We start from the raw sequence: 5,822 nt of genomic DNA, 5'->3' as shown, positions 1-5,822 counted from the left end.
GCAGTCTGTGGGCGCGCGCCTCCGGACGTATCCGGGGACGTACATCCGACGCGATCGACCGCCCGGCCGACCGTCGATGGCGACACGGCCACGGTGTCGGTGTCGCTCGATATCGTCGCGACGAGGCCGTAGACGATCGGGTGACGCTGTGCAACTCCCGCCCGGGCGTCCCCTCGACCTGATAGCCGGTGAACGCGATCTTGTTTACCGGTCGGTCGGCGATGGCGGGGACGTACGTCATCGCCGGCCCGCCGCTGAGCATCCCCGCGGTCGTCACGATGACCGTGTTCTTCTCGGCGATGCGCTTTCGCTGGCCGTCCCGCCCGGTGACCTCGCGGGCGTTGCCGACCGCCCGCTTGAGGGCGTCGTGGTCCCTGACGTACTCGGGGTACTGCCGGCATATCTCGGTGACCTCGACGCCCATCCCGTCGACGTAGCAGTCGATGTCGTGGGCCGCACAGACGAGCAGTATCTCCTGTGTCCGGCCGATGGCGAACGCGGGGACGACGACCGTCCCGCCCTCCCACAGCGTCGTCCGGACGCTCTCGGCGAACCGCTGTTCGACATCGCCTCTCGGGTCGTGGCTGACGTCGCTGTAGGTCGACTCGCAGATCACTACGTCGGCGTCGGGCCGGGCGGTCGACCCCGCGACGAGTCGCTGTCCCCCGGGACCGGTCGTCTCCGCCTCGTCGGCGTCGATGTGGAAGTCCCCGGTGTACAGCAGTCTGGTGTCGCCGTCGTCGACGAGGACGTGCGCGCTCCCGGGGATGTGCCCGGCGTTGTAGAGCGTGACCTCGTAGCCCGCGGCCTCGAACGTCTCCCCGTAACCGTGGGGGTGTGAAACCTCGCCGACGCGGTGGAGGTCCTCCTCGGTGAACGGACACTGCATCGTCCCGCCGTGGAGTTTGAGGGTGTCGCGGGCGAGCACCCGCGCGAGGTCCCGCGTCGGCGGCGTCCAGTGGACGGCCGGGCGGTCGCTGCCCGAGAGCAACGCCGGGACGGCCCCGCCGTGGTCGAGGTGCCCGTGGGAGACGACGACCGCCTCGGGGTCGACGTCCCCGACGGGGTACTGGGTCGGCGTCCCGGTCTTCAGCCCGTAATCCAGCAACAGCGAGCCGTCGACGAGGACGGCGCTGCGGCCCACCTCCCCTGCGCCGCCGAGAAACTCCAGTTCCATCACGTCGGCGTTGGCGCCCCGAGGGCTTCGGTCCGTCGGTTCACTCCTCGTCGGCTATCTCCTGGCGGACGAACACGACCGGACACCCGGCGTTCATCATCACCTGATGGGCGGTGTTGCCGGCCAGCGCCTTCCCCAGTGTCGAGCGCTTTCGGCCCCCGACGAACAGCATATCCGCTTCGGCGTCCTCGACGGCGGCGAGAATCCCGTCTTTCGGGTCGACGATGTCGCTTTCTATCTCGTAGGACAGCCCCGCGGCCTCCAGTTCCGCCATCATCCGCGCGACGCTCTCCAGCCGGCGCGTCATCTCCGCCGGCGTCGGCGGGTCCTCGGGGTCCTCCTCGTACTGTTCGATGCCGTCCTCGAACGCCGACTCCGTGAAGGCGTGGAACAACACGACCGTCGCGTCGTGTGGCCCGGCCACGTCCAGTACCGTCTCGGTCAACTGGTCGACCCGCCGCTCCTCGGTTGGTCCGACGGCGACGACGACCGTCTCCAGTGCCATACTCGGGCTAACTGGCGTCGCGGGCTTAAACTCCGCGGGGACGGTGGTCGAAGTGGACGATCTGGCTCTTTAGCGCAGGACTGTTATCGATCCAGAGACTGCTCTGACTTCTGGGACCGAACTCGAGCTTGGAGAGGTAGTGGTTGGAGATGATGACGATCCCGATCTGGTTGTCGGCTTCCTCGTTGAGCATTTGGAGGTCGTCGACACTGTCCAGAATAGGGTATATCTTAACAACTCTCGCCGAGTACGCCCCCTCGATGACTGCCCACGTCTATTACCATCACCCTGATGACCCACAGTATTCTCTCGCGTACGTCACTGAGGATCCGGACGAGATAACGACCGCTGGGCAGGACGTGCTTGTCGAGGGCTACGAACTCGATAGGGAGTTTTTCGTGCTGTATACGAACCGCGGAGCAAGCGGGACAGTCGACGATCTCGACGACGATTTAGAGGACGCGCTCGACGAGATGTCCCCACCGGATCGGGTGTTAACCGTCCGCTTACTCCAGATCTTCGAGGAGGTAATCGAGGAGCAGGAACTCGAAGCGGGTGCGAATCTCGAAATCTACAAACAGATCGAACTCGAGCGAATCCCTGAAGCGATTGAACGTATCGATTGGGACCGCACAGCCGTCGATGTCGCAGGACAACTGCTGTCTGCACTCATCCTCACCCACGCGTTGCCTAATGCGAACCATCGGATATCGATCGGTATGGCAAAGTGGTATCTGGAAAGTACCGAGACGGGGTTCTCGTTTCCCGAGTTTGCGACTGCGGACCACGACTGGAAGCAGTGGGTCGACGAGTACATCGCCGAATCGAAGCGAATCCTCACCGTCCGACGAAATACGACGGCGTTTCGCCTACTCACAGAATGGGGATGTGATGTCGTCAAGCGAAAAAACGAAATCGAGATTGATCTCACGGAGTACGACCTCGACCTCCCGCAGTCAGAAGCGTACGAATACTACGGGGACAGACATACGAATCTCTGTACGGACTTCCTCACCGAGTCGGTCAAGCGATCTGGGCACGACGAACTGATCAGTACCGAGGGAGTCAGTAAAGCGGAATTCGTCACGTATCTCGGGAACTCAGAATAGCGATGCTAGTCCTGTAGGTGAGCGACCATACGACCGAGTTCCCGGGCATGTTCACTCTCGTCTACGTCGTACCGCTCCTCTATCGAGCGGAGTCGTTCCTGAAATCTCATCTGTGAAATCCGCGGTTGCTCTACTCTAGGAAAGACGGTTCTAACATATTAGCCTTACCCGCACTTCCTCGTGGCCGTCGCTCTTGGCTCGTAGCGTTGCGAGAAGAGCCTAGGCCGGAATATCAACAGTCATCCCCTCAAACGACAGTTTTCGTGGAGGATGACTTGTCCGTGGACTCGGCCTCGAACCCATCAGGGTATGGGATAAACTCCCCGTTCGGCGTCACTGTCCCGGACGCAAGGGCGAGTTGACCGTCGCCCGTCCGGCGAGACGACTGTTGGCCTCGACGGACGTATCGGAGTCCGATGTTCTTGGCTGCGTTGTAGTCCGCGTTCGCTTCGGCCCCACAGCTCTGACACGCGAAATGGTCGCGAGTCGGTCGATTCCGGTCGTCCGTGTGTCCACACTCGGCACACTGTTTCGAGGTGGACGACGCCGACACCGTTTCGACTGAAATGCCCTCGGATTCAGCTTTGTATCCCACGAATTCGATAAGGGTTCTGAACGCCCATACGTGGCCCCACGTGCCGTCTGTCCGTGTACGGATGTGGTCGAGGTCTTCGAATACAATCGTGTCACACCCGTACTTGAGCGCCTCTGTGAGGATGCCGTTCGCAATGCAGTGAACGACGTCCCGGAGATACCGTTTCTGTCGCCCGCTGGCTTCTTGTATCGTCCTGTGTGCGCTTCTGGTTCCAGTCTGCTGTAAGCTTCTTCGCGTGTTCTCGAACGACCGTAGACGATGGGTTACGCTCCCACCGGGGAAGAACCGAGCCGTACTCGTGACGGCGATATTCTCGACACCGAGGTCGACTCCGAGAACCGTTCCGTCCTCGGCAGCGTCCTCTCGTTCAGTGTCGGTCTTCGGTTGACGGAACCCGATGTGGAGCAGGTACGTTCCGTTTTCCACTGTCAGCGTACTCTCTGTCATCTCCCACGTGTCGTCACGTAGGTACTGCCACTGGTATCCGTCGTCGTCTTCCGGGAGGACGAGTGGACAGCGAACTCTACTTTCGACCGTCGCCAGCGACACCGTTCCGTCGTCGAACAGTGTCATACTCCGTTGGTCGTACGGTATCGTCGGCGCAGTGAACTGTGGTTTGCTGGTCGTTTTCCCGTTCGCCTCTCGTTCGACACAGCCGGAGATAGCGTCTGCCGCGTGGTGTGTCGCTAACACGGCATGCTGGCTCCCGAGATTAGTCTCCGCTCGCACTGTCTCGTAAGCACACGACTGCACTGCTCGTTTCTCGTGACAGTGATTCCAAGCGAGGTCCGTCGCTATCTGACACCCGCGTTTCCACTCCGCGATGGTCGCTTCGAGCAGTGGCTGTTGCTCCTCGGAAACATCGAGCCGAGTGATTGCCGTCCGATAGCGGTACTCGGTTGCCACTGTGGAAGACTGTGACTACTTCGTTTATAAAATTCCGGGAAATGTGTGGTGATACAAATGGAAAGGCAGTCGGTGGGAAAGCGAGACGAGTCTATGCGGGATTCGAATTCCGCAGTCGCCTTTCTCGCTCACGAGGGGTACGCGGGAATGCGACTCCGCGTCGTAGGTTCGCGAGAAGAGCCTAGGGCGGAATTCGAATCCGCGGTCTCGTCCTTACCAAGGACGCGCTTTACCGCTAAGCTACCCAGGCGCGCATCTCACTCTTACTCGGAGTTGTCTTTAGGCGTTTCGATTCCGACCGGCGATCAGTAGTCCGCGGAGGTCCGGACCCCGTCGCTGCCGGTCGGTTCGACCGTGGTGATAGACCGGAGTCGGTCCGAGAGGTCAGCCGGGAGCGACGGGTCGGTCGTGCCGTCGGCGAGGCCGACGACGAACTCCCGCAACTGCCGGGAGGGGCCGTCCCCGACGGCGGTGGTGCCGGCGACGGCGGCCAGCGCGAACACGTCCCGTTCGAGGTTGGTGTCGAGGGTGTCGTCGTCCGTCTCGCGGGCGACGGTCTGGTCGCGGCCGAACGACCGGACGGTGTCGACGGCGGCGTCGGCGGCCTCGGTCCGGGCCAGCAGATGGAACCCGCGGGCGACGAGGATGTCGGCGATGAGCACGTCGACGTTGCCCGTCTCGACGTCGCCGTCGGGCCACGGCGGTGCGGCGGCGAGGCCGCGGGTCAGCGACAGCCCCTGATAGATCAACTGGACGCCGGCGGCGCGGTCCCCGATGGTGCTCGCCGGTTCGTCGCTGTCGGTTCGGGGGTCCTCGGCCGCGGCGCTCGCACAGGCGACGGTGAGCCGTCCCGGGACGAGGGTGTTGTCCTCGAGGTGAGCGGTGATCCGGTCGTGTAGCTGCTGTGGCTCGACGTCGTCGACGGCGTCCAGTGCGGCCGCGCGGACCGCCGCGGCGTCCTGCATTGGATTCTGCTAGCGGTGGGAGAGGCAAAGACCTTTGGAAGCTCCCACCCCCCTTCCGGTGTGATCGAGACGACCGACGGGGACGGGATTCGTACCGTCACGCTCTCCCGACCGGACCGGGCGAACGCGCTCACACGGCGGGACTGACGGCGCTCGAAGCGGCCGTCGTCGAGGCCGACGCGCCGGTGGTCTACCTCCACGGCGCGGGGGAGGCGTTCTGTGGCGGGGCCGACCTGGACACGCTGGCGACGTTCGACCGCGAGGAAGCGGTCGCGTTCGCCCGCCACGGACAGACCGTCGCCCGGGCCATCGAGACCAGCGACAGCGTGGTGGTCGCCGGCGCGACGGGGCGGCCCGCGGCGGCGGCGTCGAACTGGCGCTGGCCTGTGACATTCGGGTGGCGACGCCGGACGCGACGCTCGCGGAACCGGGCGTGGCGCTGGGGCTGTTCGGGGCGTGGGGCGGGACCGTCCGCCTCCCGCGGGTCGTCGGCCTCGGCGAGGCGATGGATCTGGCGCTGACGGGCCGGGTCGTCGACGCCGATCAGGCGCGAGCGATGGGCCTC

6 protein-coding genes, 1 tRNA gene and 1 pseudogene are annotated in these 5,822 nt (G+C 63.8%); 2 read left to right on the top strand and 6 right to left on the bottom strand.

All coding sequences use genetic code 11. From position 1 onward, the window contains the following. The 3 genes from GJ629_RS13775 to GJ629_RS13765 all read right to left on the bottom strand — a co-directional run. Nucleotides 1-1,177 (bottom strand): MBL fold metallo-hydrolase (locus GJ629_RS13775; RefSeq protein WP_157513561.1); only part of this gene is annotated, 1,177 nt, incomplete at its 3' end. 40 nt (nucleotides 1,178-1,217) lie between these two features. Continuing rightward, complete coding sequence (locus tag GJ629_RS13770) at nucleotides 1,218-1,682, bottom strand: universal stress protein (RefSeq protein ID WP_157513560.1); 465 nt, start codon at nucleotides 1,680-1,682, stop codon at nucleotides 1,218-1,220. 25 nt (nucleotides 1,683-1,707) lie between these two features. Then, nucleotides 1,708-1,875 carry a hypothetical protein gene (locus GJ629_RS13765; protein ID WP_157513559.1) on the bottom strand — a complete coding sequence of 56 codons (168 nt, stop codon included), beginning with the start codon at nucleotides 1,873-1,875 and terminating at the stop codon, nucleotides 1,708-1,710. A 67-nt stretch (nucleotides 1,876-1,942) separates the two neighbouring features. On the opposite strand from GJ629_RS13765, the gene GJ629_RS13760 reads away from it, so the two are divergent. Then, a complete protein-coding gene (locus tag GJ629_RS13760; RefSeq protein ID WP_157513558.1) occupies nucleotides 1,943-2,791 on the top strand; it encodes a hypothetical protein in 849 nt (282 codons plus the stop codon). Nucleotides 2,792-3,038: 247 nt separating this feature from the next. Here GJ629_RS13760 and GJ629_RS13755 read toward each other — a convergent pair whose 3' ends face one another. The 3 genes from GJ629_RS13755 to GJ629_RS13745 all read right to left on the bottom strand — a co-directional run bounded on the left by GJ629_RS13755 (nucleotide 3,039) and on the right by GJ629_RS13745 (nucleotide 5,257). Then, on the bottom strand, nucleotides 3,039-4,292 hold the full coding sequence (locus GJ629_RS13755) for an RNA-guided endonuclease InsQ/TnpB family protein (protein ID WP_370515916.1): 1,254 nt from the start codon (nucleotides 4,290-4,292) through the stop codon (nucleotides 3,039-3,041). Nucleotides 4,293-4,470: 178 nt separating this feature from the next. Further along, nucleotides 4,471-4,542 (bottom strand) — tRNA-Thr (locus GJ629_RS13750). Nucleotides 4,543-4,597: 55 nt separating this feature from the next. Then, nucleotides 4,598-5,257, bottom strand: a complete 660-nt coding sequence (locus tag GJ629_RS13745; protein ID WP_157513557.1) for a hypothetical protein — start codon at nucleotides 5,255-5,257, stop codon at nucleotides 4,598-4,600. A gap of 60 nt (nucleotides 5,258-5,317) precedes the next feature. Here GJ629_RS13745 and GJ629_RS13740 point away from each other — a divergent pair. Next, nucleotides 5,318-5,822, top strand: a pseudogene (locus GJ629_RS13740) (enoyl-CoA hydratase/isomerase family protein); the annotation flags it as partial.

The organism is Halapricum sp. CBA1109 (genome assembly GCF_009741825.1).
In the GTDB taxonomy this organism is placed as follows: Archaea; Halobacteriota; Halobacteria; order Halobacteriales; family Haloarculaceae; genus Halapricum.
Note: the sequence above shows the minus strand (reverse complement) of the source record. Positions and strands in the feature narration are given on the sequence as shown.

Bases quoted from the DNA above. Each gene is read 5' to 3' on its own strand.
- GJ629_RS13770 (WP_157513560.1), bottom strand. From the start codon at position 1,682: ATGGCACTGGAGACGGTCGTCGTCGCCGTCGGACCAACCGAGGAGCGG.
- GJ629_RS13765 (WP_157513559.1), bottom strand. From the start codon at position 1,875: ATGCTCAACGAGGAAGCCGACAACCAGATCGGGATCGTCATCATCTCC.
- GJ629_RS13760 (WP_157513558.1), top strand. From the start codon at position 1,943: ATGACTGCCCACGTCTATTACCATCACCCTGATGACCCACAGTATTCT.
- GJ629_RS13745 (WP_157513557.1), bottom strand. From the start codon at position 5,257: ATGCAGGACGCCGCGGCGGTCCGCGCGGCCGCACTGGACGCCGTCGAC.